Below are 26,174 nucleotides of genomic sequence, written 5' to 3' on the forward strand. Positions count from 1 at the left end.
CCCAATTGGCAGTGCATTTCAAAGCTGGTTGAGCGGAATCTTCAGATACACCACACCGTTGGCTTCGGCCGGCGGCATCACCCCGGCCCGCACATTCACCTGGATCGCCGGCAACAACAGCGTCGGCATGCCCAACCCGGCATCCCGAGTGGTGCGCATCTCGACAAACGCCGCCTCATCCACCCCGTCATGCACATGAATATTGCCTGCCCGCTGTTCAGCCACTGTGGTCAGGCACTTGGCGGCGCGTCCTTCAGGCGGATAGTCATGGCACACGTACAACCGGGTCTGCGGCGGGAACGCCAACAACTTGCGCATCGACGCGTATAACTGGCGCGCATCACCACCGGGGAAATCGCAGCGCGCCGTGCCCACATCCGGCATGAACAGCGTGTCGCCCACCAGAATCAACTGGTCATCAATCAGGTAAGCCATGTCCGCCGGTGTATGCCCCGGCACATGCAGCGCCTGGGCCTTCAGGTTGCCGATGTGAAACACCTCATCCGGCGCAAACAGATGGTCGAACTGCGACCCGTCCACCCGAAACTCCGGTTCCAGGTTGAACAGGTTCTTGAACACCCCCTGTACCTTGCTGATGGACTCGCCAATCGCGATCTTGCCCCCCAGCTGCCGACGCAAATACGGCGCCGCCGACAAGTGATCCGCATGGGCATGGGTTTCGAGCAACCACTGCACCTGTAAGCCATGCTCGCGCACAAACGCGACCACCTTGTCCGCCTGGCCGGTGCCGGTGCGTCCGGAGGCCGGGTCGTAATTGAGCACCGAATCAACGATGGCACACGGGCCACCGTCCGTTTCATAGACGACGTAGGTGTAGGTCGACGACGCCTCGTCCAGAAAGGATTGAATCAACGCTGGCATGACGGTTGTCCCAAATAAGTAGTTACAATCACTTTACGTTTACACATAATGTTTTGAGCTTAAGTGACAGAGAGAGCCCCACGCAAATGGAATCGAACCTGAGTGAAGGCGAAGTCGCGCAATTGCGTGCCTCCGCGTCCAAGGCCTGCGCCTTGCTCAAGGCCCTGGCCAATGAAGACCGGCTGTTGATTCTCTGCCAGTTGACCCAGGGCGAGCGCAACGTTGGCGAGCTGGAAACCATGACCGGTGTGCGTCAACCAACGCTGTCTCAACAGTTGGGCATCCTGCGGGACGAAGGGTTGGTGGCCACCCGTCGGGAAGGCAAATACATTTTCTACGGGCTGGCCAGCCACGAAGTGATTCAAGTGATGAAGACGCTGTCCGGGCTGTATTGCGGCGCAGTGATAAAAAGCTGGGCGTGACGCCGTACGGCAACGACCCTTGTGTGCACTTTTAAAAGAAAGGCCATAGATCATGAACGACCAACACTGGGGACCTACCATCAGTGGCGATATCGTTGTCATCGGTGGCGGCTCGGCAGGCATCGGCCTGCTGGCCAGCCTGCTCAAGCGCGACCCGCACCTGAATATCATCCTGATCGAGCCCAGCGACCACCACTACTACCAGCCGGCCTGGACCCTGGTGGGCGGCGGCGCCTATGACGTCAAAAAGACCGTGCGCCCCATGGCCGACGTGCTGCCCAACGGCGTCACCTGGATCCAGGCGGCCGTCAGCGAATTACTGCCCGACGAGCACACCCTGGTGCTCGACAGCGCCCAGCGAGTGACCTGGAAAAACCTGATTGTGTGCCCGGGCCTGCGCCTGGCCTGGGAAAAGATCGAAGGCCTGCAAGAGACCCTCGGCCAGCATGGCGTAACGTCCAACTACAGCTACGAGCACGCCGCCTACACCTGGCAGCTGGTGCAGCAACTCAAAAATGGCAAGGCGCTGTTCACCCAGCCGGCCATGCCGATCAAATGTGCCGGCGCCCCGCAAAAAGCCATGTACCTGTCATGCGATCACTGGCTCCGGCAGGGTGACCTGAAAAACATCAAGGTCGAATTCAACCTGGCCGGTGCCGCCTTGTTTGGCGTGGCGACCTTCGTCCCGCCGCTGATGAAGTACGTTGAAAAGTACGCCGCACAACTGGCGTTCAACTCCAACCTGATCAAGGTCGACGGCCCCGCGCGCAAGGCCTGGTTCGAGATCAAGGACGCCGAAGGCAATGTGCGCGTCGAAGAGAAAACCTTCGACCTGCTGCACGTCGTCCCGCCACAGGTCTCGCCGGACTTTATCCGCCACAGCCCCCTGGCCGATGCCGCCGGCTGGTGCGAAGTGAATCCCCATAGCCTGCAACACCTGCGCTACCCGCACATCTTCGGCCTCGGCGATGTGTGCTCCACCACCAACGCCAAGACCGCAGCGGCCGTGCGCAAGCAAATCGTGGTGGTCGCGGAAAACCTGCTAGCCCTGCGCAAACAGGCGCCGCTGCCCCTCAAGTACGACGGCTATGGCTCCTGCCCGCTGACGGTGGAGAAGGGCAAGGTGGTACTGGCCGAGTTCGGCTATGGAGGCAAGCTGCTGCCGACTTTCCCCCTCGACCCGACTGTGGCGCGGCGTTCGGCGTGGTTCCTCAAGGCGAGTTTCCTGCCGTGGTTCTACTGGAACGGCATGCTCAAGGGCCGCGAGTGGCTGACCCGTCTGGCCAAGGTGGATTGAGGCGATCCTATGCTGCTGGCAAGTTTTCTGGGCGTGTTGATGGGGTTGGTCATGGGCCTGACCGGCGCCGGGGGCGGCATCCTTGGCGTCCCGGCGCTGGTGTTGGGGCTGGGTTTGACCATGACCCAGGCCGCACCCGTGTCGTTGTTCGCGGTGGGCGCCGCCGCCGCCGTGGGGGCTATCGATGGCTTGCGCCATGGCCTGGTGCGTTACCGCGCGGCGCTGCTGATTGCGCTGCTCGGCGCACTGTTTTCGCCGCTGGGGGTGTTCTTCGCCCATCAGATGTCTGAGAAAGTGCTGATGGGCCTGTTCAGTGCGCTGATGGTGCTGGTGGCCTGGCGCATGCTGCAACGGGAGAAGCTTGAGGCCGGGCCGAGCGACCATGGCACCGCGTCGTGGGGCCAGAAGAACTGCATGCTTGATCAACAGACCGGGCGTTTTTCCTGGACCGCCAAGTGCACTGCCACCCTGGCGGCCCTGGGGGCAGTGACCGGTGCGGTCTCGGGCTTGCTCGGCGTGGGCGGCGGCTTCCTGATCGTACCGGCGTTCAAGCAACTGACCGATGTGCAGATGCGCGGCATCGTCGCTACCTCGCTGATGGTGATCAGCCTGATCTCGTTGATCGGTGTGATCGGCGCGTTTCATGCCGGGGTCAGTATCGAGCCGATGGGCTGGGTGTTTATCGGTTCGAGCATTGTCGGCATGTTGGCGGGGCGGCGTCTGTGCTCGGTGATCAAGGCGCGCACCTTGCAGGTGGGTTTTGCCACCCTGTGTGTACTGGTGGCGGCGGGCATGCTGTTTCGGGCCCTCATGCAGGTGCCTTGAAATGCACGGGTATCAGCGCCGCAGGTAGGCACCGAAGTCGATGTCCCCGGCGCTGAGAATCGCCTGCACCCGATTGTGCACGTTCAACTTGCGCAGGATCGCCGAGACATGGGCCTTCACGGTGGTCTCGGCAATCTCCAGGCTATAGGCAATTTGCTTGTTCGAGTCGCCCTTGGTCATCCGTTCCAGCACCAGCAATTGCTTGCGGGTCAGGGCTTGCAGCAGCTCCGGCGCAAGCCCCAGGCAATCATTCATGCGCCGTTGCCCGCCGATTTTCTGGCTGCGAATAATCTCTGGCGGCAAATACACATTGCCGTTGAGAATCTGTTGGATCGCTTCGGTCATCTGCAGCCTGGGCGAGGACTTGGTGATAAACCCCACCGCGCCATAGGTGATGGCTTGCAGCACGACCTGCTTGTCCTGCTCGGCAGACACGATCACCACCGGAATCGTCGGCGACTCGTTGCGCAGGTTGATCAGGCCATTGAGGCCGTGCATGCCCGGCATGTTCAGGTCCAGCAGGATCAGATCCAGGTCGTCGTGCTCCTGGCTCAGGGCCAGGGCGCTGTCCAGGTCGCCGGTTTCCATCACTTCGCTGCCCGGGAACCCGTCGCTGATGACGTTGTGGATCGCCTCGCGAAACAATGGGTGATCGTCGGCTATCAGAATTTTGTACATGGACGTTCGCCTTATTATTTTTGCTTATTCAAGCAGGTCCGATCCATAGGGTCATGCGCCCATTACATGTCAGTCTCGATGCCTTGGGAATGCGACGATAGAGAGGGGAATCAGTACCAAAGTAGTAGATCGTGCCCTACGTCGCGGTTTCAGCGCTACCCATTGGTCTGATTGCATTCAGTGCCGGATGGGTTAGTGTGGAGCGCATCTTCCAGAATAATAAAAACAGGCTTACCAATGAGCCCGAACCTGAGTCTCCTGCGTAAATTCGTTTCCCCTGAAATCATCTTTGGCGCCGGCTGCCGGCACAACGTAGGCAACTACGCCAAGACCTTTGGCGCGCGCAAGGTGCTGGTGGTGAGTGATCCCGGCGTGGTTGCTGTCGGCTGGGTGGCCGATGTCGAGGCCAGCCTGCAAGCCATCGGCATCGACTACTGCCTGTACACCGCCGTTTCGCCCAACCCCCGGGTTGAAGAGGTGATGCTCGGCGCCGAGGTCTACCGTGAAAACCATTGCGACGTGATCGTCGCCGTCGGCGGCGGCAGCCCGATGGACTGCGGCAAGGCCATCGGCATCGTGGTCGCCCATGGCTGCAGCATCCTCGACTTCGAAGGCGTCGACACCATCCGCGTGCCGAGCCCGCCGCTGATCCTGATCCCGACCACCGCGGGCTCCTCGGCGGATGTCTCGCAGTTCGTGATCATTTCCAACCAGCAGGAGCGCATGAAGTTCTCCATCGTCAGCAAGGCGGTGGTGCCCGATGTCTCACTGATCGACCCGGAAACCACGGCGAGCATGGACCCGTTTCTCTCGGCCTGTACCGGCATCGATGCGCTGGTGCATGCCATCGAGGCCTTCGTGTCCACCGGCCACGGCCCGCTGACCGATCCCCACGCGCTGGAAGCCATGCGTCTGATCAATGGCAACCTGGTGCAGATGATCGCCAACCCCGGCGACATCGCCCTGCGGGAGAAAATCATGCTGGGCAGCATGCAGGCCGGGCTGGCGTTTTCCAACGCGATCCTCGGCGCCGTGCATGCCATGTCCCACAGCCTTGGCGGCTTTCTCGACCTGCCCCATGGCCTGTGCAACGCGGTGCTGGTGGAACATGTGGTGGCGTTCAACTACAGCGCGGCACCGGAGCGTTTCAAGGTGATAGCCGAGACCTTCGGTATTGATTGCCGGGGCCTCAACCACCGGCAAATCTGCGGCCGGCTGGTGGACCATTTGATCGCCTTGAAGAATGCGATCGGCTTCCATGAAACCCTCGGCCTGCATGGGATTCGAGTGGCGGACATTCCCTTTCTGTCGCAGCACGCCATGCACGACCCGTGCATCCTCACCAACCCGCGTGAATCCAGCCAGCGTGACGTCGAGGTCGTCTATGGCGAAGCTCTCTGACGATCAGCAACGGGCACTCGCGGGGCTGCTGGGGCTGGGCAACCACTCGGCGCGCAAGAGTCATTACCCCGAACTGACCGCGCGCCTCGACGAGCTGGAAGCCGAGCGCAATCGCTACATCCGCCTCAACGACGAATTGGAGCAGCGGGTCGCGGCGCGTACCGACGAGTTGCTGGAAGCCAACCGCAACCTGCAACAGCAAATCGCCCAGCGCGAGAAGATCGAACAGGACCTGCGCGATGCCCGGGATGCCGCCCAGGCCGCCAACCGCAGCAAGGACAAATACCTTGCCGCCGCCAGTCATGACCTGCTGCAACCCCTCAACGCCGCGCGCTTGCTGATCTCCACCCTGCGTGAGCGCAACTTGCCCAGCGTCGAACACGTGTTGGTGGAGCGCACCCACCAGGCCCTTGAAGGCGCCGAGGATTTGCTCACCGACTTGCTGGATATTTCGCGGCTCGATCAAGCGGCGGTCAAGCCGGACGTCGCCCTGTACCGTCTCGACGAACTGTTCGCACCGCTGGTCTCGGAATTCCAGTCGGTGGCCGCGGCGTCCGGGCTGAACCTGAGGGCGCATACAGGTCGTTACGCAATCAACACCGACCTGCGGCTGGTGACGCGGATCCTGCGCAACTTCCTCAGCAACGCCTGCCGCTACACGAGCGCGGGTACCATCCTGCTGGGCGCCCGCCGCCGGGGTGAGCGGTTGCGCCTGGAGGTGTGGGACACCGGGCGCGGAATTGCGGCGGACCGTCTGGACGCCATCTTCCTGGAGTTCAATCAACTGGACGTAGGCCGCGCCGCCGACCGCAAGGGCGTGGGACTGGGGTTGGCGATTGTCGAGCGTATCGCCGAGGTCCTCGGTTATCCGGTGGCGGTGCGTTCGTGGCCGGGGCGCGGTTCGATGTTCAGCATCGAAGTCCCCATCAGCGAGGACATGCCGCTGCCCATCAGCGTGGTGGCCGCGCAACCGAGCACCGGCAACCCGCTGCCGGGGCGCCGCCTGCTGGTGCTGGACAACGAAGTCAGCATCCTCGACAGCATGAGCGCGCTGCTTGGGCAGTGGGGCTGCGAGGTGGTCACTGCGACCGATCAGGCAGGCGCAATGGTTGCGTTGCAGGGCAGGGCACCGGAGCTGATTCTCGCGGACTATCACCTGGACCATGGCGTGGTGGGCAGTGAGGTGGTGCACCAGTTGCGCGAGCATTTTGGCCGCAGGATTCCGGCAGTGATTATTACCGCCGACCGCACCGACCAATGCCGCCGTGCCTTGCAGCGGCTGGATGCGCCATTGCTCAACAAGCCGGTCAAACCCGGCAAGTTGCGGGCGGTGTTGACCCAGCTATTGGCCTAGCCACTTGATACCCGTCAACACCGGGCGTGACGCTTTGCCTCATGCTGTGGGCCTGATTTAAAGGCCGACGGAGAACCCCATGAGTGCCCCTGCAACAACTGCTGCTTCATTCAAGTTGCCCCTGGGCCTGGTGGCCGGCGTGCTGGTGATGGTCGGCGTGTTGCTGTTGCCGTTGCCGGCCGACTTGCCGGTGGCCGGGCACCGGATGCTGGCGATCCTCGCGTTTGCGGTGGTGGTGTGGATCACCGAAGCGGTCTCTTATGAGGCTAGCGCGATCATGATCACCTCATTGATGGCTTTTTTGCTCGGTACTGCGCCGTCGCTGCAAGACCCCACGCACCTGATCGGCTCCAGCCCAGCCATCAGCATGGCGTTGACGGGGTTTTCCAACCCGGCATTGGCACTGGTGGCGGGTGCGTTGTTTATCGCGGCAGCCATGACCCATACCGGCCTGGACCGGCGCATCGCATTGGTCACCCTGACGCGCGTGGGGACCAGCACGCGGGGAATTCTCGTCGGGGCAATTGCCGTGACCATCCTCCTCAGCCTGATGGTGCCCAGCGCGACGGCGCGCAGTGCGTGTGTGGTGCCGATCATGATGGGGGTGGTTGCGGCGTTCGGCGTGGACAAGCGTTCGAATATCGCGGCCGGGATCATGATCGTCGTGGCTCAGGGCACGAGCATCTGGAACGTCGGGATTCAGACGGCGGCGGCGCAGAACCTGCTGACGGTTGGCTTCATGGATAAGATGCTGGGGCAGCGGGTGTCGTGGATCGACTGGCTGATCGCCGGGGCGCCGTGGGCAGTGATCATGTCGGCGGTGTTGTTGTTTTTGGTGTTGAAGCTGCTGCCGCCGGAGAGTGACAGCATTCCCGGGGGCAAGGAGGCGGTGGCGCAATCGCTGGTGGATATCGGGCCGATGACGGGGCCGCAGAAGCGGTTGCTGACGGTGTCGGTATTGCTCTTGCTGGCGTGGGCCACCGAGGGACGACTGCACAGCTTTGATACGACTTCGACGACGTACGCTGGGTTGGTGTTTTTGCTGATGCCGGGGATTGGGGTGATGACCTGGAAGGATGTGCAGTCGCGGATTCCGTGGGGCACGGTGATTGTGTTCGGGGTGGGTATCAGCCTGGGTACGGCGTTGCTGACGACCCAGGCGGGGCAGTGGCTGGGTGCGCAGGTGGTGGCGCATACCGGGTTGGATCAGGTGGGGCCGCTGGGGGTGTTTGCGATTCTGGGGGCGTTTTTGATTGTGATTCATTTGGGGTTTGCCAGTGCCACGGCGTTGACCTCGGCGTTGTTGCCGATTTTGATTGCGGTGTTGCAGACATTGCCCGGGGACTTCAGTCGGCTGGGGATGACGATGCTCCTGGGGTTTGTGATGAGCTACGGGTTTATCCTGCCCATCAATGCGCCGCAGAACATGGTGTGTTTGGGGACCGGCACGTTTACCGCGCGGCAGTTTGCCAAGGTGGGGATTTTGGTGACGCTGGTGGGGTATGGGTTGATGTTGGTGTTTGCGGCTACGTATTGGAGTTGGTTGGGGTGGGTTTGAGGGGGGTAGGTGTACATATCCGTTATTTAGGTAACGGCGTCCTGCCGGTTTACCCGCTCCGCACTGCCTGCGTTCGGCCTCGGGCTTATTGGGGCAGTCAGATCAAGATCAAAAGCAAGAGCACAGCGGCCTCCCGGCCGGCTTGAGTGTTAAAAGCAAAGGCAAGATCCAGAGCGAAAGCCAAATCTGAAGCTGATGCAGCTCTGCTTTTCTGTGGGAGCTGGCTTGCCTGCGATGCAGACAACTCGGTTTTTCAGATACACCGAGGCGATGCCATCGCAGGCAAGCCAGCTCCCACATTTGACCGTGCCCGCTTCGTAATGCCGGAGTGCGGGCACACCGAGCCTAAGCCAGGTGCTGAGTGATGGGGCAAGAGCGTTTTGCTTACTTTTGCGCTCTTCAAAAGTGAGCCGCTGTAAGAGCGTAACCATAAGCCGCCGTTACCGCAGCAATGGATATACACCCCCAACCGCCCAAATCCCTCCCAAGATGGCAAGTTGAACTCCACTCAGGTTTACTACTCCCTGAGTAACCGTTCCACCGGCCCCAAACGCCGGTTCATCAAGGCCACCGAATGGACAAATACACCCCTCACACCTGGCAGCCCCACGAGCGCCCGAGCCTGCCGGGCTCGCCGTCGACGCCGCTGCATTCCACCCGCAAACGCTGGGCCTACGCCCTCGTCGGCGTACTCGTGGCCATCACCGGCGGCCTCGGCAACTCGCTGGTGATCGCCAACCTTGTGTACCTCCAGGGCGCCCTGGGGGCCACGACGGCCGAGATGGCCTGGCTCCCCGCCGCTTACGTCATGACCAACGTCTCCATGAACCTGCTGCTGGTAAAATTCCGCCAGCAATTCGGCCTGCGTGCGTTCACCGAAGTGTTCCTGGTGCTCTACGCCCTGGTCACCTTCGGCCACCTGTTCGTCAACGACCTCAGCTCGGCCATCGCCGTACGCGCGGCCCACGGCATGGTCGGCGCCGCCCTCAGCTCCCTGGGCCTGTACTACATGATCCAGGCCTTCCCTGCGAAATGGCGGATGAAGGCCCTGGTCCTCGGCCTGGGCACCGCGCAACTGGCACTGCCCCTGGCCCGACTGTTCTCCGAAGACCTGCTGCAAATCGCCGAATGGCGCGGCCTCTACCTTTTCGAACTAGGCATGGCCCTGACCTGCCTGGGCTGTGTATTCCTGCTCAAGTTGCCCCCGGGCGACCGCTTCAGGACCTTCGAAAAACTCGACTTCCTGACCTTCGCCATCCTCGCCACCGGCGTCGCCTTGCTCTGCGCGGTGCTGTCCCTGGGCCGTATCGATTGGTGGCTGGAAGCTCCGTGGATCGGTATTGCGTCGGCCTGTTCGCTGGTGCTGATCATGGCCGGCCTGGCCATCGAACATAACCGCTCCAACCCGTTGCTGATGACCCGTTGGCTGGGCAGCGGGGCAATGATTCGCCTGGCGTTGGCGGTGGTGCTGATTCGCATGGTGCTTTCGGAACAGTCCACTGGCGCCGTGGGGTTCATGCAGATGCTGAACATGAGCAACGAGCAAATGCGCACGCTGTACTGGGTGATGCTGGCGGGAGCGATTGCCGGCCTGGCCGTCAGCGCGTTGACCATCAACCCGGCGCACCTGTTGATGCCATTGATCATCTCCCTGGCTTTCATGGCCACAGGGTCGGTGATGGACAGTTTCTCCAGCAACCTCACGCGCCCGCAAAACATGTACATCAGCCAGTTCCTGCTAGGCTTTGGCGGCACGTTCTTCCTCGGGCCGACCATGGTGTTGGGCACGAAAAACGTGCTGACCAACCCCAGGAACCTGGTGAGTTTCTCGGTGTTGTTCGGGATCTGCCAGAACCTCGGCGGCCTGATCGGCGCGGCATTGCTGGGCACGTTCCAGATCGTGCGGGAGAAATTTCATTCCAGCATGATCGTCGAACACCTGACCTTGCTCGATCCGCGTGTGGCGGCGCGGGTGGCCAGTGGCGGTTCGGCCTATGGCGGGGTGATTGCCGACCCCGAGTTGCGTAACCTGATGGGCATTCGCAGCCTGGCCACCGCAGCCACCCGCGAGGCGAATGTGATGGCCTATAACGATGTGTTCATGCTGATTGCGATCATCGCCATACTCACCATGATCTGGATTTTTATCCGCAGCCTCTGGCTGATGAGTACCACTAAAGCTGCCGCCAGTGCAGCGCCTCCCGTTCAACCCAGCGGCGCACTTTCTTCATGACCGAACCGACGACGACCACCACCAACGCCATCGCTTCCACGCCGGAAGGCAGCGCGCCGCCGAGCATGCCGGCCACCGAACCGCGCTCCTTGCGGGTGCGCATCATCTCTTCCATGGGCTTTGCCGCGATTGCGATTATCGGCGTGCTGATCGTGCTCTACGCCTGGCAATTGCCGCCCTTCAGCAGCGCCGTGGAAACCACCGAGAATGCCCTCGTGCGTGGCCAGGTGACGATCATCGGGCCGCAGCTCAGCGGCTACGTGTATGAAGTGCCGGTGACGGACTTCCAGTACGTCAAGGCCGGGGATTTGCTGGTGCGCCTCGATGACCGCATCTACAAGCAGCGGTTGGACCAAGCCCTGGCGCAGTTGGCGGTGCAACAGGCCTCCCTGGCCAATGTGGTGCAGCAACGCAACAGCGCCGAGGCGACCATCAAGCTGCGTCAGGCCGCCTTGGCCGACAGTCAGGCCCAGGCGCGCAAGAGCACCGCTGACCTGCGCCGCAACGAAGAGTTGATCAGCGACGGTTCGGTGTCCAAGCGCGATCTGGACGTGACCCGTGCCGCCAATGCGCAAACCATCGCAGCCGTGGCCCAGGCCCAGGCCAGCCTGGAAATCGCCCGGCAGGATTTGCAGACAGTGATCGTCAATCGCGGTTCGTTGGAGGCGGCGGTGGCCAATGCCGATGCGGCGGTGGAACTGGCGCGTATCGACCTGTCGAACACCCGCATCATCGCCCCGCGTGACGGGCAACTGGGCCAGATTGGCGTGCGCCTCGGGGCCTACGTCAACAGCGGCGCACAGTTGATGGCGCTGGTGCCGAACCAGCTGTGGGTGATTGCCAACATGAAAGAAACCCAGATGGACAACGTGCAGGTCGGCCAGCCGGTGACCTTCACCGTGGATGCCCTGGACCATCGCAAGTTTCACGGCACGGTGCAGCGTATTTCCCCGGCGACCGGGTCGGAGTTCAGCCTGTTGCAGGCGGATAACGCCACTGGCAACTTCGTCAAGATCGCCCAGCGGGTGCCGGTGCGGATTACCGTGGATCCGGGGCAGGAGCAGAGTGAGCGGCTGCGGCCGGGGTTGTCGGTGGTGGTGAGTATCGACACGGCGGGGCGCCTGAAAAACACCCCGCCCTGACACACCGGAAGTCTCCATTGTGGAATGCAATCAATGTGGGAGCTGGCTTGTCGGGTCGCCGCATCGCTGCGATGGCATCACCTCGGTGTACCTGAAAGACCGAGTTGCCTGCATCGCAGGCAAGCCAGCTCCTAGATGGGTTTTGTGTCGCTAGAGGGAACTGTATTGCAGGCTGAAACTCAGTTCTGCCGAGTGGCCTTGTTCCAACAGCTTCAACCCCGGCCTACCCGGCAGGTGATGGGCATTCACTGGATGGCTCACCGGCTCGAAACAGAAAAAATCCAGCCCCGGCGGGCAATACAGCAGGAAGTAGTCGCTGCCGGTGGCCTGGCATTCCAGGGTGTAACCCAGGTCTGGCTGCTGGATGACGCAGCGCCCATCCCACTGGCAAAAACCGTTATCCACCAGCGCCTCAGGCAACGATTTGAGCTGCTGAAAATCCCAATCGACGGGTACGGCAGCCAGCCCTGTCGGTAATTTCGATGCATCACTCATCCACACCTGCCCAGCCTTGGCCTGCAACTGTGTGCCGGGCCTGCGCGGCAGATACGGATGTAATCCCAGCCCATGCCACGCCGCTTTTTCCTCCAGATGCGTGACCCGCAAGGTGATGCTCAACCTGCCGTCCTTCAACTGAACCCTTTGCTCGGCGCGATACGCAAAGGGTGCGCTGCTGTCCAGTTGCAGCACCACTTCGTCTGCCGCCTGGCTGACCACGTGCCACGCCTGCTGCCAGGCACTGCCATGAATCGGCAGCGGGTCCAGCGGGCTGTTGGGTTCGAGTGCCAACCACCCAGACGGGTTATCGAAGCCACCCTCGGCAATCCGATTCGACCAGGGCGCCAGCGGGAAGCACCCCAGCTTGCCCGGCAAACCGGTGGCCAGTGCTGGTTGATCAGTAGGGCGCAGCAAGGGTTCGCCGCTGCTGCGCACGGTCCAGTTGACGAGGCTGCCACCCAACGCTGGCGCCAGCGTCAGGTGGGTGAGGTTGTCTTCGAGTTCAAGCATCAGCGCACCCTTGATCGTTCCCACGCTCTGCGTGGGAATTCATCCTGTGACGCTCTGCGTCACGGTTTTAAGAGCGGACGCAGAGCGTCCATGGCGGCGTTCCCACGCAGAGCGTGGGAACGATCAGTTCATAACACCAGCCCGGGCAACCACAACGACAACGCCGGAATGTAGGTCACGGCCATCAGCACCAAAAACAGTACGCCATAAAACGGCAGCAGTGCCTTCACGGTCTTCTCAATACTGACCTTGCCCACCGCCGCCCCCACAAACAGCACCGCGCCCACTGGCGGGGTGATCAGGCCGATCCCGAGGTTCACCAGCATGATCATGCCGAAGTGCACCGGGTCGACGCCGATGCCCAGCACGACCGGCAACAGGATCGGCGTGAGGATCAAAATCAGCGGCGCCATGTCCATCACCGTGCCCAGCAACAGCAGCATGGCGTTGATGCACATCAGGATCACATAGCGGTTGTCCGACAGGGTCAGGAACATCGTGGTGATTTTCGCCGGGATCTGCATCAGGGTCATGATGTAGCCGAAGCTGGCGGCGAACGCGATCAGGATCATCACGATGGAAATGGTGCGCACCGTACGGTGCATCAGCTTGGGCAACTCGCTCCATTTGTAGTCACGGTAGATGAACATGGTCACGAAGAACGCCCACAACACGGCGATCGCCGCCGACTCTGTGGCGGTGAAGATACCCGACAGAATCCCGCCAAGAATGATCACCATGGCCATCAGGCCCCACAATGCGTCGGCGCAGATTTTCAGCGCCTGTTTCAGGGGGATCACTTCGCCTTTGGGGTAGTTGCGCTTTTTCGCGAAGATCAGGCACAGCACCATCAGGCAGGCGCTCATCAGCAGGCCCGGGACCACGCCGGCCATGAACAGTGAGGCGATGGACACGGTGCCGCCAGCCGCCAGGGAGTAGAGCACCGAGTTGTGGCTGGGAGGTGTCAGCAAGGCTTGCACCGAGCCGCTCACGGTGACGGCGGTGGCGAATTCACGGGGATAGCCCTGGCGTTCCATTTCCGGAATCAGCACCGAACCCACGGAGGCGGTATCGGCCACCGACGAGCCGGAGATCGCGCCAAAAAACGTCGAGGCCATGATGTTCACCAGGGACAAGCCGCCGCGCACAAACCCCACCAGCACCCCGGCAAACGCCACCAGGCGTCGGGACATGCCGCCCTCGGCCATGATCGCCCCGGCCAGCACAAAGAACGGAATCGCCATCAGCGAAAACTTGTTCACCCCGCCGGCCACCTGAATCATCAGGGCCTGGAACGGAATGTCGATCCACCACGCGCCGATCAGCGCAGAAAGCCCCAGGGCGTAGGCCACCGGCATGCCAATCAGGATCAGGGCGATAAAGCTGCCCAACAGAATCAATGCGTCCATTCAGGCAGCCCCTTCACTTTCTTCAACCAGGTCGAAGCGCACCACCCTGCGGTTGCTCTGGTCACCCAGCAGGAGTTTTTCCAGCACAAAAACCAGGGTCAGCAAGCCACCAATCGGGATCGGCATATAGGTGATGCCCACCCGCAAGGTCGGCATGGCGCTCATGAACTGGTTCCAGGTCGACAGGCACAACTTGCTGCCCCAGATCGTCATGAACAGGCAGATGGTCGCCATCAGCAGTTGCGAGAGTATGCCAACGATTCGGCGTTGGCCGGGCGGCAGGCGGTCGGTGACCATGGCCACCGACATATGCGCCCCGGCGCGGTAACTGGCGGCGGCGCCGACAAAGGTGAACACCAGCATCAGCAGGATGGCGGTGGGCTCCGGCCAGCTGGAGCCGGTGCCGAGGACGTAGCGGGCGAAGATGCCCCAGGGGATGATCAGCGCGACGCCGAGAACGGCGAGGCCGGCGACCCAGATGCAGCTCATGTAAATGCGGTCGTTGATGCGCAGCAGTAAATTCTTCATGGCGTTCACCGTGACCGGGCGCGTCGATGCCGACCGCGCCGGGCCTTATCTATGAGAGGCGGTTGGGTTACTCGACGGCTTCGATGCGCTTGATCAGGTCGGCGTAAGGCGCGCCGTACTTGTCGCGGATCGAAGCGGTGGCCTCATAGAACGGTTTTTTGTCGATGTCGATGAACTCAACGCCAGCAGCCTTGAGCTTGGCTTCACTGCTGGCGGACTTGGTGTCCCACAGCTCGCGTTCCTGGATCTGCGCGGCCTTGGCGGTGTTTTTTACCAGCACCTGTTGCTCGGGGGTGAGCTTGTTCCAGGTGATTTTCGACATCACGATGGGCTCGGGCAGGATCAGGTGGCCGGTCAGGCTGTAGAACTTGGCGTTCTGGTAGTGGTTGTGTTCCAGCAGGGTGGGCGGGTTGTTTTCCGCGCCGTCGATCACCCCGGTCTGCAGGGCGCTGAAGATCTCGCCGGTGTCCATGGCAATGCCGTTGCCGCCCATGGCGTTGATGGTTTCGATGAAGATTGGGTTGCCCTGCACGCGAATCTTCATGCCCTTGAGGTCTTCGATCTTGCGCACCGGTTTCTTGGTGTAGATGTTGCGCGTGCCGCCGTCCATCCAGGCCAGCGCCACCAGGTTGAATTCGGAGTCGGTGATTTTGGCGAGGATTTCATCGCCGATCTCGCCGTCGATGACCTTGCGCATATGCACCTGGTCGCGGAACACGAACGGCATGTTGAACACGTTTACGTCCGGCACCACCGGGCCGACGATGCCGAGGCTGACTCGGGCCATCTGGATCGCCCCGACCTGGGCCTGTTCCACCACTTCCTTTTCCGAGCCCAGCACGCCGCCGGGGAACATCTTGAAGGTCAGGCCGCCGTTGCTTTCGGCGACTAGGGTTTTACCCAGTTGTTCTTCGGCGACGACGGTGGGATAGCCGGCGGGGTGGATGTCGGCGAATTTGATTTCCAGTGCGTGGGCGGTGCTGCCGAGGGTAAACACGAACGGGAGTGCAGCGGCGAGCAAGGTGCGTTTGAAGTCCATGGGGTGTCTCTCCAGTCTTGTTATTGTTTTGTTCAAGGCACAGCGATGCAGCTAGAGGATGAACTGCGGTTCGGGCATTCCCTGTACGCCAGGGTTCAGGGCAAAGACGCCGCCGGCGAGGGAGTGCGAGCTGTGGTCGTCGCGGATCGAGGTGACGAACAAGGTGTCCAGGCGGCTGCCGCCGAAGGCGCACATGGTGGGTTTTTTCACCGGTAAAGTCAGTGAACGGTCGAGGCGACCGTCGGGGGTAAAGCGGTGGACCAGCCCGGCATCGTTGGCGCAGATCCAGTAGCAGCCTTCGGCATCCACGGCGGCTCCGTCAGGGCGGCCAAGGAAGTGGTGCATGTCCACAAACAGCCGGCGGTTGGACGGCGTGCCGCTGTCGATGTCGTAGTCGAAGGCCCAGATTTGCTGCACCAGCGGGTGCGAGTCCGAGAGGTACATCGTGCGCCCGTCGGGGCTGAAGGCCAGGCCGTTGGGGGTGATGAAACCGTTGAGTTCCGTGTGAACGGGTTGGCCGGCTTGATAGCGATAAAGCACACCCTCAGCCGCATTCGCGCCCATGTTCAGCACCATGCTGCCGGCCCAGAACCGACCCTGGCGGTCACAGCGGCCATCGTTCAGGCGCATGTCCGGGCGGGCGTGCTCGACGCTGGCCAACGGCGCGGTGTCGAGCGTGCCGTCGTTGCAGGGCGTCAGCTGGAAAAACCCGGTTTCCATGCCCGCGACCCAGTTGCCCGTCGTGGTGCGGGCGATGCAGGCGAGCATCTGCGGGGTTTTCCAGGCTTGCACCTGGCCGCTGCTGGCACTCCAGCGCTGTAGCTCGGCGTTGGGAATATCCACCCAGTACAGGGCGTTTTCCTCGGGCACCCACACCGGACATTCACCTACGGCGTTGCGGGCGTCGACAATCAGTTCTGCTTGCATGGCCACTCATTCCCTTGGGTTGGTCTGTGGTCAGTCACCGAACGGGCCGGCGGCACAAAACGCACCACCCTGGTACACCCGCGCCGGGTCGTCGATGGCGGGCAGCGGCTGGGCTTCCACCTGTTTGCGGAACACTTCAGAGGTGTCTCGCGGGGTGAAACCCAGGTGGGCGGCGAAGCGGTTGTCCCACCAGACGTCGAGGTTATCCGACATGCCGTAGACCACGGTGTGGCCGACGTTGGGTGTGTACAGCGCGCGTTCGAGCAGTTGGGTGAGGTCGTCGAAGCTCAGCCAGGTGTGCATCATCCGGCGGTTCTGTGGTTCCGGGAACGACGAGCCGATGCGGATGCTGACGGTTTCGATGCCATAGCGATCGAAGTAGAAACTGGCCATGTCCTCGCCGTAGGATTTGGACAGGCCGTAATAACTGTCCGGACGGCGCGGGGAGTGGGCGTCGAGGGCCTCGTCCTGCTTATAGAAGCCGATGACGTGGTTGGAGCTGGCGAAGATGACGCGCTTGACCCCATGGCGGCGGGCGGCTTCGTAGATGTGGAAGATCCCGCAGATGTTCGCGCCCAGCACTTCCTCGAAGGAGCGCTCCACTGACACGCCGCCGAAATGCAGGATCGCATCGACGCCTTCCACCAAGTGGTGCACGGCCTGTTTGTCGGAAAGATCGCAAGGCAGCACTTCTTCGCCGTCGTCGGCGGCCGGGGCCATGTCGGCGATGTCCGACAGGCGCAGTACCTTGGCGTAAGGGCGCAGGCGTTCGCGCAAGACTTTACCCAAGCCACCGGCGGCGCCGGTGAGCAGCAAGCGGTTGAACGGGGTAGGGGAGGTTGTGGTGGTCATGGTGGTCCCGTTATTGTTGTAGGTTGTCGTATGACTATTCCGAAGTATCGTTAGGGTTTCCTACACTTGTCAACGCGCTATTGGTCGAAGTTGATAGAGGGTCATCGCTGTCCTGTGGCGAGGGAGCTCTCTCACTCCAGCAAGCTCCCTCGCCACAAAAGCCTTTCCTGGTGTTTGTAAACCGCTATAACAACGACAGCGGGTAACTGATGAATATCCGGTTTTCATCAAACTCGTTGGTACTGAAATCCCGGCGCATTGTTGCGTTGCGCCAGCGCACATTCAGGTCCCGCAGTGGACCGCTTTGTACCGTGTAGGCCAGTTCCGACTCACGACCCCATTCCTTGCCGTTGGTGATCGCCCCGGTGTGCACGTTATCGCCGCTGATATAGCGGTTCATCATTGTCAGGCCGGGAATGCCCAGCACCACGAAGTTGAAGTCGTGCCGCACCTGCCAGGACTTTTCCTTGGCGTTGTCGTAGCTGGCGTTGTAGCTATCGTTGGCCAGGGTGCCGCCGCTGGTGCCGTTGACCCGCATCCAGGCGCTGTCGCCGGTGAGTTTCTGCAGGCCGATATAGAAGCTGTTGCCTTTGTATTTAGCCGAGAGCAGAGCGAATGCGGTTTTGTTGTCGAGGTCGCCGGCCAGGGCCTTGCCGTCCTCCTTGCCGGTGAAGTACCCGAGGTTGGCGCCCAGGGTCCAGTCGCCCACGGGTTGGCTGTGGGTGAGGTTGAAATACTGTTGCTGATAGATGTCGCTCAGCTCGGCGTACCACACGCCCACTTGGGTGCGCTTGTCGTTGAAGGTGTATTCGCCGCCGCCGAAGTTGAAGCGGTCCGAAGTGAATGCGGCTTTGCCGTTGAGGAACATGTCCTCCATGCTCGCGTCGTTACGCGGGCTGTTGCCGCGGAACTGGCCGCCGTACAGGGTCAGGCCAGTGATTTCGCTGGAGGTGACCTGGCCGCCTCGGAAGGTTTGCGGCAGTGAGCGACCGTCATCCGAACGCAGGATCGGCAGCACCGGCATCCATTCGCCGACTTTCAATTCAGTCTTCGACAACCGGGTTTTCAGCGCCACGCCCAGGCGGCCGAAATTGTCCGCAGGGCGGCCATCGCTGCCGATCGGAAGCAACTGGGTGCCGGCGGTGCCTTTGCCGCCGTCGAGTTTCTGCGAGTACAGGCCCAGCACGTCCAGGCCGAAACCGACGGTGCCTTGGGTGAAGCCGGACCTGGCGTCGAGGATGAAGTTTTGCGTCCACTCCTCGGCCTTGCCCTGGGGGTAGGCGGGATTGGTGAAGTTGCGGTTGAAATAGGCGTTGCGCAGGTTGAGCGTAGCGGTGGCGTCGTCGATGAAGCCTTCTGCCGAGGCGGTGACGGGGAGGGTAAGGGCCAGGCTGCTCAAACCGATGGCGGCAAAACGGGAGGTGCAGGAGAAATGGCGGACGTGTTGGCTCACAGTGACGCTCCGTTGTCTTTTTGTTGTTTTTATTTTTTGTTATACGTTGTCGTACAACATTGGAGGCGATATTTGCGAGGTTTTAGGGGGTTGTCAATCGAAAGTTATACGATGACTCCCTGTGTGAAGGGCGCCAGTGGAGGAGGAGTTATCCTGCTGTAACCATGGGCGGCAAGGTACCAAGCAGCGAAACGGCGGCTACCGCTGAAACACCTAGTAACCATTCAACCATCACGCTGGCCTTCAACGCAGGCAGTCGCTGCTCACAGTTGTGAATCCGCAGGCGGTTCAACAGCGCCAGTGCGAGCATGCCGAACACCAGCAGCACCTTGATCAGCAGGATCAGGGCGAACCCAGTGAACAAGGGCGTTGGCCAGAACTGCCCGGTGAGCACCCGCACGTTGATCAGGCCGGTCACCAGCAATCCCGTCACCAGCCCATAACCAATGCCGCTGAAACGCTTGAGGATCGGTTCCAGTGGATAGTGGGGCGATTGCCTGAGGATCAGCACCAGCAGGAGCAAGCCACCCAGCCAGGCACCGACACACACCAGGTGCACCACCTGATTGAGGATCAGCAGTTGCCCGGCCAGGCCATTGAGCATGGCGCCATGGCCCACCGGTGCCAGTGTCGCCAGCAGCAATGCACAGAGCGGCAGGCGCAACGCCTTCCACGGCGTCATCAGGCCCAGCACCAGCAGCACGTTCAGCACCAGGTGCCAGGTCCAGACCTGGCCGAAGAAGGTTTTGCCCAGCACCAACTGCACCGTCGACCACTCCAGCGCGCGCAGCCCGACTCCGGCCATGCTCGCGCTGATCAACAGCAACCACGCCACCCCCGACACCAATGCCAGCCACGCCAACCCTTGGGTGATGCGCGCCAGTTGGCGGTCCAGCACCGGTTGCGGTCCCGCGCCCAGCAGCCAGGGCCTGAACACACAGGCCCCGAACATCAACAGCACCACGATGAAATGCAGGAAACGGCACAGCACCAGCAGGGTGGCCATGAATTATTGGCCGACCTTGAAGCTGTATTCACCGTTGCTTTTATGGGTATCCACCGAGACGGCGTTCCACACCACTTTGTAGGTACCAGCGGCCAGTGGTGCGGCCGGTGTCACCACCAATACTTTCTTGTCGGCATCCGGGGTTTCCAGGCCTTTGATCGCGACTTCGGTACCGTCCTTGCTCAGGGACACCTTGGTGAACGTCGCTTCAACGCCTTCGCTGAACGTCAGGCGCAGGTCCTTGGGGGCGGCGACGCTGCTGTCGGCGGCAGGCTCCGAGCTTTTCAGGTGGGCGTGGGCAAACGCGGCCGAGGCGCCCAGCAGGGAAGCGAGCAGGGCGACGGTGGTGAGGGTTTTCTTGATCAACATTGTTCAATACCTTCAGGTGAGAGTCAGTCGTTAGGCAGTGCCATGTGCAACAAGGGAAAGGGCTTGCCTTCGCCATCGACGGGCGAGCGGCCAGTCTGGATAAAACCATAGTGCAGATAGAAACCTACGGCCTGTGGATTCTGCTCGTTCACGTCGACCCGCAGGGTGTCGTGGCGGGCGCGCACGAAGTCCAGCAACTGTCGGCCGATGCCCTGGCCACGCCGGCTCGGGTCGATAAACAGCATCTCGACATTGTTGCCGCCGGTGCCGACGAAGCCGGCAATGCCTTGGGCGTCTTCGTACACCCACACCTCAAGGGCGGGCATGGGCAGGTAGCAGTCGCGCACCAGGGGCAGCAGGCGCTGGATGTCGTCTTCGCTGAGAAAGTCATGGGTGGCGCGCACCGAGCGTTCCCACAGTGCGCCAAGCACCGGGTCGTCGCACGCGTCTCGCAGTCGAATAGTCATGGAGATGATCCTTCGAGGGGATGGCGATGCTAACCAATCCGCTTTCCACGGGGAAGGTGCTTGTACGAAGTTTCACAGTGGCGTGTCGCCGCGACCTAGAGCGGATGGTAGTCTTGAAGCCATGTTGTTGTCAGGGAGCCCTTATGGGCAATCACAAGATCGGTATTCGTCGGGTCAACGTCGAAAAGATTCTGCTGGCGGCGGAAAAGGTTTTCGCCGAGAAGGGCTATGGCAGCACCGCCATGGCCGACATCGCCGAAGAAGTGCAGCTGCCGCGCTCCAACCTGCATTACTACTTCAGCACCAAGAGCGAGCTGTACAGCGCGGTGTTGTTCGACCTGCTGGAAGTGTGGAAACAGGACGCCTTGTGCTTCGAGATGTTCGACGACCCGCGGGTGGTGCTCAGCAGCTACATCCGCGCCAAGATGCAACATTCCCGCAGCCGACCCTATGGTTCCAAAGTCTGGGCCAACGAAATCATCCACGGCGCGCCAACCCTGGGGGAGGCGCTGGATGTGAGCCTGTATGACTGGGCCAAGATGAAGGAAGCGAAGATTCGCCAGTGGGTGGAGGACAAGCGCATCCTGCCGGTGGAGCCGTCGAGCCTGCTGTACATGATCTGGGCATCGACCCAGCACTATGCCGACTTTGATCACCAGGTGAAGATCCTGAATGACCATCAGCCGTTGTCGGACATGCAGTTTGAACGGGCAGTGCAGACGGTGACGAGTGTGATCCTGCGGGGGATTGGGTTGGAGCCCTAGATCGTTCCCACGCTCCGCGTGGGAATGCCGCCCTGGACGCTCTGCGTCCGCTCTTGAGGTCGTGACGCGGAGCGTCAACGGATGCATTCCCACGCGGAGCGTGGGAACGATCATTCATAGGGCGTCTGTTTGGAGGGCTACACCGCCTCGCGGTAGGGATTTCTCGGATCCTGCGTCCAGTTCAAAAACGGCTTTCCGGTATCCACCGGCACCATCTCGATACAGTCCGCCACCGGACAAGTGATCTGGCACAGGTTGCACCCCACGCACTCATCATCAATCACCTCGTATTTATGTGTCCCATCCGCCTGCTTCAAGCTGGCAATCGCCTGGTGCGACGTATCTTCGCAAGCAATATGGCAACGCCCACAGCCAATACACGCCTCCTGGTCGATCTTGGCGATCACCTGGTAATTGATATCCAGGTACTTCCAATCCGTCGTATTGCCCACCGCCCGCCCGGAAAATTCCTGCAGGCTGTTGTAACCCTGGCTGTCCATCCATCGCGACAGCCCGTCCTTCATTTCCTCGACGATCCGAAACCCATGCAGCATCGCCGCCGTGCACACCTGCACCGCGCCGCAGCCCATTGCGACGAATTCCGCCGCGTCGCGCCAGTTGCCAATCCCGCCAATGCCGCAGATCGGCAAGCCTTGTGTCTGTGGATCCCGGGCAATCTCCGCCACCATGTTCAACGCAATCGGCTTCACCGCCGAACCGCAGTAGCCACCGTGGGTGCTTTGGGTGCCCACCATCGGCAGGGCGACCATGCGCTCCAGGTCGACACTGGTGATGGAGTTGATGGTGTTGATCAGCGACACCGCATCCGCGCCCCCGCGATACGCTGCCCGCGCCGCCACGCGTATGTCGGTGATGTTCGGTGTGAGCTTGACGATCACCGGCAGCGAGCAATAGGTCTTGCACCAGCGCGTCACCTGTTCCACGTACTCCGGCACCTGGCCCACCGCCGCGCCCATGCCGCGTTCCGGCATGCCGTGGGGGCAGCCGAAGTTCAGCTCGATGCCGTCACAGCCGGTGGCTTCCACCAGTGGCAGGATGTGTTTCCACGACTCCTCAACACACGGCACCATCAATGACACGATCAGCGCGCGGTCCGGCCAGTCTTTTTTCACCTGGGTGATTTCCCGCAGGTTGATCTCCAGGGACCTATCGGTAATCAGCTCGATATTGTTGATGCCGAGCACTTCACGGTTGGCGCCAAAGTGCGCCGAGTAGCGCGATGAGACGTTGACCGCGGCCGGGTCTTCGCCGAGGGTTTTCCAGACCACGCCGCCCCAGCCTGCTTCAAAGGCGCGGACCACGTTGTAGGCCTTGTCGGTAGGCGGCGCGGAGGCCAGCCAGAACGGATTGGGGGCTTTGATGCCGGCGAATACAATCGAGAGATCGGCCATTACGCAGCCTCCACATTCAGCATGAGTTGAGCGTGCATGGCTTGCGCGGCCAGCTTGCCGTGTTGCACGGCCTGGACGGTGAGGTCCTGGCCGAGGCTGACGCAATCACCGCCGGCATACACACCGGGGATGCTGGTGCGCAGCTGTTCGTTGACGAAGATGCGATCACCCTGGCGTTGCAGCAGGTGGGCCAGCGGGTCGTGCAGCGCGGCGTCGTCGAAGCCTTGGCCGATGGCCTTGAAGATCGCGTCGGCGGCCAGTTCGAAGGTTTCACCGGTGGCCTGCAGGCGGCCATCGACCATGCGGGTGCGGGCGAAACGCATGCCGCGCACATGGCCCTGATCATCGAGCAACACTTCCTCCGGTTGGGCCCAGGTCAACAGGCGTACCTGGTTGGCCTTGGCGATATCTTGCTCGTGGCCGGTGGCGCCCATTTCACTCAGGCCACGGCGGTACACCAGGTTGACGTCACGGGCACCGAGGCGGGCCATTTGCACGGCCATGTCGATGGCCGTGTTGCCAGCGCCGAGGACAATGCAGCGGTCGGCCAGGGGCAGTTGGCTGAGGTCGTCGGCCTGGCGCAGTTCACGGATATAGTCGGTGGCGGCGAGGAGGCCGGGGGCGTCCTCGTGAGGCAGGCCGAGCTGTTTGCTGGCGGCCAGGCCGAGGCCGAGAAACACCGCATCGAACTGCTGGTGCAGCTCGCTCAAGGTCAGGTTGTCGCCGAGACGCTGGCCATGACGGATTTCGATGCCGCCGATTTGCAGGAGGAAATCCAGTTCCTTCTGCGCGAAGTCATCCACCAGTTTGTACTTGGCGATCCCGTATTCATTCAGGCCGCCGGCTTTTTCCCGGGCTTCGAAAATTACCACGTCATGGCCGTGCAGGGCGCTGCGATGGGCGCAGGACAAGCCCGCAGGCCCGGCGCCGACCACCGCGATGCGCTTGCCGGTGGGGGCGGCGCGCTGGAACGGGTGTTCGCTGAAGTGCGCGTTGTCCACCGCGTAACGCTGCAACAGGCCAATCAGCACCGGGGCGCATTCTTCGGCGTTGTTGCGCACGCAGGCTTGCTGGCAAAGGATTTCTGTCGGGCAGACCCGGGCGCAACTGCCGCCGAGGATATTCGCCGAGAGAATCTTCTGCGCGGCGCCCTGGACGTTCTCCGTGTGGATATTGCGGATGAACGACGGGATATCGATTTCGCTGGGGCACGCGTTAACGCACGGCGCGTCGTAGCAGTAGAGGCAGCGCGACGCTTCCAGTTGGGCTTGCCGGGCATTGAGCGGCGGCGCCAGGTCGGTGAAATGCGCGGCGAGGGCTGCCGCATCTTCATGGGGGTGGGGAAGATGGTTCAGAGTCTGGATCACGGTATTGGCCTCACGGTTTTTGAGGTGCTGCCTCTGGTGGGCAGTGGTTTTTTTGTTGCCTGTACCGGCCTCATCGCAGGCAAGCCAGCTCCCACAGGGGAATGCATTTCAAATGTGGGAGCCGGGCTTGCCCGCGATAGGCCGAAGGCCGCTTTCAGCGTTTCACAGCAACCGGCCTGGAACGCTCCGCCCGCTTGCTCAACTGCTCAAACACCGGCGGATACGTCGGCCGTTCGATATACCGCCCCGCACCACGCTCGGCGCGCAAATCCCCATCCGCCCAGACCAGCTTGCCCTGGCTGATGGTGTGGCTCGGCACGCCGCGCACGGTCTTGCCTTCGAAGATGTTGAAGTCGACTTTCTGGTGGTGAGTCTTCGCGGAAATGGTCCGTGTGCCTTGCGGGTCCCACAGCACCAGATCAGCATCGGCTCCCACGCGGATCGCCCCTTTGCGCGGGTACAGGTTGAAGATCTTTGCGGTGTTGGTAGACGTCAGTGCAACAAACTCCTGCATCGACAAGCGCCCAGTGTTCACACCTTCATCCCACAACAGCGCCATGCGGTCTTCAATACCGGCGGTGCCATTGGGAATCTTGCTGAAGTCATCCCGCCCGGCGGCTTTTTGCTCGGCGCAGAAGCAGCAATGGTCGGTGGCGGTGGTGTGCAGGTTGCCGGATTGCAGGCCATGCCACAGCGCCTCCTGATGCCCGCGTGGGCGGAAGGGCGGGCTCATCACATAGCCGGCAGCGGTCTGCCAGTCGGGGTGTTGATACACGCTGTCGTCCAGCAGCAGATGCCCGGCCAAGACTTCGCCGTATACCGGCTGGCCCTTGCTGCGGGCATAGGTGATTTCATCCAGCGCTTCCTGGGTAGACACGTGCACCAGGTACAACGGGGTGCCGATGGTTTCGGCAATCCGGATCGCCCGGCTGGCGGCTTCGCCTTCCACCTGCGAAGGCCGCGACAGCGGATGCGCTTCAGGCCCGGTAATGCCCTGGGCCATCAGCTTGCGTTGCAGGTGATACACCAGCTCGCCGTTTTCGGCATGCACCGTCGGCACCGCACCCAGTTCCAGGCAGCGTTCGAAGCTCGCCACCAAGGTGTCGTCGGCGGCCATGATTGCGTTTTTGTACGCCATGAAATGCTTGAAGCTGTTGATGCCGTGCTGGCTTACCAGCTCGGCCATTTCCTCGCGGACCTGCTCGCTCCACCAGGTAATCGCGACGTGAAAGCCATAGTCGGACGCCGACTTCTCGGCCCAGCCGCGCCACTGGTGGAAGGCTTCCAGCAGGGATTGCTGCGGATTGGGAATCACGAAGTCGATGATCGACGTGGTGCCGCCCGCCAACCCGGCGGCCGTGCCACTGAAAAAGTCTTCACTGGCCACGGTGCCCATGAAGGGCAATTGCATATGGGTATGGGGGTCGATGCCGCCGGGCATCAGGTATTGACCGCTGCCATCGAGTATCTCGGTGCCGGCGGGAATATCCAGATCAGTGCCAATGGCGCGAATTAGACCGTCTGCGCATAAAACATCGGCTCGGTAACTTTCATCATGGGTAATAACGGTAGCGCCACGGATCAACAGCGACATGTCGAGTTCCTCACAGGCTTGACCGGCTTGTGCCAGTTCTAAGTGTTGTCATGCATCGCGCCGCTGGAGATTTAATTCCTGTCAGCGGTGACAGGAATAGAAACTAGCCCGAGTTTTTCGAATGAGCAAGAATATTTTTTATAAGCTTATATTGAGATTAAGTAATTGAATTTTAAAGATAAAAAAA

At 61.5% G+C, this 26,174-nt stretch carries 24 protein-coding genes; 9 read left to right on the top strand and 15 right to left on the bottom strand.

The genetic code is table 11. From position 1 onward, the window contains the following. Positions 1-18 precede the first annotated feature (18 nt). Complete coding sequence (locus K0H47_RS20435; protein ID WP_063028552.1) at positions 19-882, bottom strand: MBL fold metallo-hydrolase; 864 nt, start codon at positions 880-882, stop codon at positions 19-21. A gap of 86 nt (positions 883-968) precedes the next feature. On the opposite strand from K0H47_RS20435, the gene K0H47_RS20440 reads away from it, so the two are divergent. Genes K0H47_RS20440 through K0H47_RS20450 form a run of 3 tightly spaced genes read left to right on the top strand, consistent with a single transcriptional unit; the run spans position 969 to position 3,426 of the window. Beyond that, positions 969-1,304: a helix-turn-helix transcriptional regulator gene (locus K0H47_RS20440; protein ID WP_010166774.1), complete on the top strand. Its 336-nt coding sequence runs from the start codon at positions 969-971 to the stop codon at positions 1,302-1,304. A gap of 52 nt (positions 1,305-1,356) precedes the next feature. Beyond that, positions 1,357-2,601, top strand: a complete 1,245-nt coding sequence (locus tag K0H47_RS20445) for an FAD/NAD(P)-binding oxidoreductase (RefSeq protein WP_219273526.1) — start codon at positions 1,357-1,359, stop codon at positions 2,599-2,601. Positions 2,602-2,610: 9 nt separating this feature from the next. After that, the gene (locus K0H47_RS20450) at positions 2,611-3,426 is read left to right on the top strand and encodes a sulfite exporter TauE/SafE family protein (protein ID WP_219273527.1); all 816 of its coding nucleotides are present in this window, start codon (positions 2,611-2,613) and stop codon (positions 3,424-3,426) included. A 12-nt stretch (positions 3,427-3,438) separates the two neighbouring features. On the opposite strand, the gene K0H47_RS20455 is transcribed toward K0H47_RS20450, so the two are convergent. Further along, entirely contained in the window at positions 3,439-4,104 is a 666-nt protein-coding gene (locus K0H47_RS20455; protein WP_063028558.1) for a response regulator transcription factor, read from the bottom strand. Positions 4,105-4,341: 237 nt separating this feature from the next. On the opposite strand from K0H47_RS20455, the gene ercA reads away from it, so the two are divergent. The 5 genes from ercA to K0H47_RS20480 all read left to right on the top strand — a co-directional run bounded on the left by ercA (position 4,342) and on the right by K0H47_RS20480 (position 11,792). Then, entirely contained in the window at positions 4,342-5,505 is a 1,164-nt protein-coding gene (gene ercA / locus K0H47_RS20460) for an alcohol dehydrogenase-like regulatory protein ErcA (protein ID WP_219273528.1), read from the top strand. Continuing rightward, positions 5,489-6,859: a hybrid sensor histidine kinase/response regulator gene (locus K0H47_RS20465; RefSeq protein ID WP_063028562.1), complete on the top strand. Its 1,371-nt coding sequence runs from the start codon at positions 5,489-5,491 to the stop codon at positions 6,857-6,859. Before ercA ends, K0H47_RS20465 begins: the two co-directional genes overlap by 17 nt. Positions 6,860-6,938: 79 nt before the next feature. After that, positions 6,939-8,417: a DASS family sodium-coupled anion symporter gene (locus tag K0H47_RS20470; protein ID WP_219273529.1), complete on the top strand. Its 1,479-nt coding sequence runs from the start codon at positions 6,939-6,941 to the stop codon at positions 8,415-8,417. A 574-nt stretch (positions 8,418-8,991) separates the two neighbouring features. Next, positions 8,992-10,650, top strand: a complete 1,659-nt coding sequence (locus K0H47_RS20475; protein WP_177026959.1) for an MFS transporter — start codon at positions 8,992-8,994, stop codon at positions 10,648-10,650. After that, positions 10,647-11,792 carry an HlyD family secretion protein gene (locus K0H47_RS20480; RefSeq protein WP_063028568.1) on the top strand — a complete coding sequence of 382 codons (1,146 nt, stop codon included), beginning with the start codon at positions 10,647-10,649 and terminating at the stop codon, positions 11,790-11,792. The genes K0H47_RS20475 and K0H47_RS20480 overlap by 4 nt, the downstream gene beginning before the upstream one ends. Positions 11,793-11,942: 150 nt before the next feature. Here K0H47_RS20480 and K0H47_RS20485 read toward each other — a convergent pair whose 3' ends face one another. The 10 genes from K0H47_RS20485 to K0H47_RS20530 form a co-directional block, all read right to left on the bottom strand. Then, the gene (locus tag K0H47_RS20485; protein WP_219273530.1) at positions 11,943-12,800 is read right to left on the bottom strand and encodes an aldose 1-epimerase; all 858 of its coding nucleotides are present in this window, start codon (positions 12,798-12,800) and stop codon (positions 11,943-11,945) included. 128 nt (positions 12,801-12,928) lie between these two features. Further along, positions 12,929-14,209 carry a TRAP transporter large permease gene (locus K0H47_RS20490; RefSeq protein WP_010166793.1) on the bottom strand — a complete coding sequence of 427 codons (1,281 nt, stop codon included), beginning with the start codon at positions 14,207-14,209 and terminating at the stop codon, positions 12,929-12,931. Further along, positions 14,210-14,737, bottom strand: coding sequence for a TRAP transporter small permease (locus tag K0H47_RS20495; RefSeq protein ID WP_201141369.1), 528 nt, complete (start codon positions 14,735-14,737; stop codon positions 14,210-14,212). It abuts the gene before it with no gap. Positions 14,738-14,804: 67 nt separating this feature from the next. Further along, positions 14,805-15,776, bottom strand: a complete 972-nt coding sequence (locus K0H47_RS20500; RefSeq protein WP_093207955.1) for a TRAP transporter substrate-binding protein — start codon at positions 15,774-15,776, stop codon at positions 14,805-14,807. Between the two features lie 51 nt (positions 15,777-15,827). Further along, positions 15,828-16,703, bottom strand: a complete 876-nt coding sequence (locus tag K0H47_RS20505) for an SMP-30/gluconolactonase/LRE family protein (RefSeq protein WP_219273531.1) — start codon at positions 16,701-16,703, stop codon at positions 15,828-15,830. 30 nt (positions 16,704-16,733) lie between these two features. Then, the gene (locus K0H47_RS20510) at positions 16,734-17,555 is read right to left on the bottom strand and encodes an NAD(P)-dependent oxidoreductase (protein ID WP_219273532.1); all 822 of its coding nucleotides are present in this window, start codon (positions 17,553-17,555) and stop codon (positions 16,734-16,736) included. 184 nt (positions 17,556-17,739) lie between these two features. Beyond that, complete coding sequence (locus tag K0H47_RS20515; protein ID WP_219273533.1) at positions 17,740-19,008, bottom strand: OprD family porin; 1,269 nt, start codon at positions 19,006-19,008, stop codon at positions 17,740-17,742. A gap of 148 nt (positions 19,009-19,156) precedes the next feature. Then, positions 19,157-20,014 carry a copper homeostasis membrane protein CopD gene (gene copD / locus K0H47_RS20520; RefSeq protein WP_219273534.1) on the bottom strand — a complete coding sequence of 286 codons (858 nt, stop codon included), beginning with the start codon at positions 20,012-20,014 and terminating at the stop codon, positions 19,157-19,159. A gap of 3 nt (positions 20,015-20,017) precedes the next feature. Further along, positions 20,018-20,383, bottom strand: a complete 366-nt coding sequence (copC, locus tag K0H47_RS20525; protein ID WP_003207825.1) for a copper homeostasis periplasmic binding protein CopC — start codon at positions 20,381-20,383, stop codon at positions 20,018-20,020. 23 nt (positions 20,384-20,406) lie between these two features. Next, on the bottom strand, positions 20,407-20,850 hold the full coding sequence (locus K0H47_RS20530) for a GNAT family N-acetyltransferase (RefSeq protein ID WP_177026953.1): 444 nt from the start codon (positions 20,848-20,850) through the stop codon (positions 20,407-20,409). A 143-nt stretch (positions 20,851-20,993) separates the two neighbouring features. On the opposite strand from K0H47_RS20530, the gene K0H47_RS20535 reads away from it, so the two are divergent. After that, positions 20,994-21,614, top strand: coding sequence for a TetR/AcrR family transcriptional regulator (locus tag K0H47_RS20535; protein WP_003207828.1), 621 nt, complete (start codon positions 20,994-20,996; stop codon positions 21,612-21,614). Positions 21,615-21,751: 137 nt separating this feature from the next. Here the strand turns inward: K0H47_RS20535 and preA are convergent, their stop codons facing one another. The 3 genes from preA to hydA form a co-directional block, all read right to left on the bottom strand. Next, positions 21,752-23,026, bottom strand: coding sequence for an NAD-dependent dihydropyrimidine dehydrogenase subunit PreA (preA, locus tag K0H47_RS20540; protein WP_177026952.1), 1,275 nt, complete (start codon positions 23,024-23,026; stop codon positions 21,752-21,754). After that, a complete protein-coding gene (locus tag K0H47_RS20545; RefSeq protein ID WP_063028586.1) occupies positions 23,026-24,393 on the bottom strand; it encodes an NAD(P)-dependent oxidoreductase in 1,368 nt (455 codons plus the stop codon). Before K0H47_RS20545 ends, preA begins: the two co-directional genes overlap by 1 nt. Before the next feature lie 154 nt (positions 24,394-24,547). Continuing rightward, on the bottom strand, positions 24,548-25,987 hold the full coding sequence (hydA, locus tag K0H47_RS20550) for a dihydropyrimidinase (RefSeq protein ID WP_063028588.1): 1,440 nt from the start codon (positions 25,985-25,987) through the stop codon (positions 24,548-24,550). Positions 25,988-26,174: the final 187 nt, after the last annotated feature.

Source organism: Pseudomonas sp. Xaverov 83 (assembly GCF_019352905.1).
Classification (GTDB): Bacteria; Pseudomonadota; Gammaproteobacteria; order Pseudomonadales; family Pseudomonadaceae; genus Aquipseudomonas; species Aquipseudomonas yamanorum.

Bases quoted from the DNA above. Each gene is read 5' to 3' on its own strand.
- preA (WP_177026952.1), bottom strand. From the start codon at position 23,026: ATGGCCGATCTCTCGATTGTATTCGCCGGCATCAAAGCCCCCAATCCG.
- K0H47_RS20440 (WP_010166774.1), top strand. From the start codon at position 969: ATGGAATCGAACCTGAGTGAAGGCGAAGTCGCGCAATTGCGTGCCTCC.
- K0H47_RS20450 (WP_219273527.1), top strand. From the start codon at position 2,611: ATGCTGCTGGCAAGTTTTCTGGGCGTGTTGATGGGGTTGGTCATGGGC.
- K0H47_RS20500 (WP_093207955.1), bottom strand. From the start codon at position 15,776: ATGGACTTCAAACGCACCTTGCTCGCCGCTGCACTCCCGTTCGTGTTT.
- K0H47_RS20485 (WP_219273530.1), bottom strand. From the start codon at position 12,800: ATGCTTGAACTCGAAGACAACCTCACCCACCTGACGCTGGCGCCAGCG.
- K0H47_RS20445 (WP_219273526.1), top strand. From the start codon at position 1,357: ATGAACGACCAACACTGGGGACCTACCATCAGTGGCGATATCGTTGTC.
- hydA (WP_063028588.1), bottom strand. From the start codon at position 25,987: ATGTCGCTGTTGATCCGTGGCGCTACCGTTATTACCCATGATGAAAGT.
- K0H47_RS20475 (WP_177026959.1), top strand. From the start codon at position 8,992: ATGGACAAATACACCCCTCACACCTGGCAGCCCCACGAGCGCCCGAGC.
- K0H47_RS20490 (WP_010166793.1), bottom strand. From the start codon at position 14,209: ATGGACGCATTGATTCTGTTGGGCAGCTTTATCGCCCTGATCCTGATT.
- K0H47_RS20435 (WP_063028552.1), bottom strand. From the start codon at position 882: ATGCCAGCGTTGATTCAATCCTTTCTGGACGAGGCGTCGTCGACCTAC.
- K0H47_RS20455 (WP_063028558.1), bottom strand. From the start codon at position 4,104: ATGTACAAAATTCTGATAGCCGACGATCACCCATTGTTTCGCGAGGCG.
- K0H47_RS20505 (WP_219273531.1), bottom strand. From the start codon at position 16,703: ATGCAAGCAGAACTGATTGTCGACGCCCGCAACGCCGTAGGTGAATGT.
- K0H47_RS20530 (WP_177026953.1), bottom strand. From the start codon at position 20,850: ATGACTATTCGACTGCGAGACGCGTGCGACGACCCGGTGCTTGGCGCA.
- K0H47_RS20480 (WP_063028568.1), top strand. From the start codon at position 10,647: ATGACCGAACCGACGACGACCACCACCAACGCCATCGCTTCCACGCCG.
- copC (WP_003207825.1), bottom strand. From the start codon at position 20,383: ATGTTGATCAAGAAAACCCTCACCACCGTCGCCCTGCTCGCTTCCCTG.
- ercA (WP_219273528.1), top strand. From the start codon at position 4,342: ATGAGCCCGAACCTGAGTCTCCTGCGTAAATTCGTTTCCCCTGAAATC.
- copD (WP_219273534.1), bottom strand. From the start codon at position 20,014: ATGGCCACCCTGCTGGTGCTGTGCCGTTTCCTGCATTTCATCGTGGTG.
- K0H47_RS20535 (WP_003207828.1), top strand. From the start codon at position 20,994: ATGGGCAATCACAAGATCGGTATTCGTCGGGTCAACGTCGAAAAGATT.
- K0H47_RS20465 (WP_063028562.1), top strand. From the start codon at position 5,489: ATGGCGAAGCTCTCTGACGATCAGCAACGGGCACTCGCGGGGCTGCTG.
- K0H47_RS20495 (WP_201141369.1), bottom strand. From the start codon at position 14,737: ATGAAGAATTTACTGCTGCGCATCAACGACCGCATTTACATGAGCTGC.
- K0H47_RS20510 (WP_219273532.1), bottom strand. From the start codon at position 17,555: ATGACCACCACAACCTCCCCTACCCCGTTCAACCGCTTGCTGCTCACC.
- K0H47_RS20470 (WP_219273529.1), top strand. From the start codon at position 6,939: ATGAGTGCCCCTGCAACAACTGCTGCTTCATTCAAGTTGCCCCTGGGC.